Source organism: Halomonas marinisediminis (assembly GCF_004347715.1).
Taxonomy (GTDB): domain Bacteria; phylum Pseudomonadota; class Gammaproteobacteria; order Pseudomonadales; family Halomonadaceae; genus Halomonas; species Halomonas icarae.
Genome location: NZ_SLTR01000532.1, coordinates 1 through 265, shown reverse-complemented (window position 1 = coordinate 265; position 265 = coordinate 1). Strand labels below are relative to the sequence as shown.

1 protein-coding gene is annotated in these 265 nt (G+C 66.0%); it reads right to left on the bottom strand.

Annotation, left to right across the window (positions count from 1 at the left end; genetic code table 11):
• The coding region (locus E0702_RS17690) for a short-chain fatty acyl-CoA regulator family protein (protein WP_165927630.1) at window positions 1-265 on the bottom strand (265 nt) is incomplete at both ends.

Below are 265 nucleotides of genomic sequence, written 5' to 3'. Positions count from 1 at the left end.
CCTCTGCGAAACGCGGGGAGCCTTGCTGGATATCCTCGGCATAGCCGATCGCCGCGACATGCTCGATGCTGCAGCCCATGGCGATGGCCAGGCGCTTGTCCTGGGTGTGGCGCGAGAAGCGGGGGCGATTGACCGTGCGGGCGAAGACGAAGAATCGCCCGCCATCGGGCATCTCGACGAATTGCGGAACGATGCTGCCGGGGCTGCGGAAGCTCGTATGCACATCGAGCCGCGGGCAGGCGCCGCCGTATTCCGCCAGGTGAAA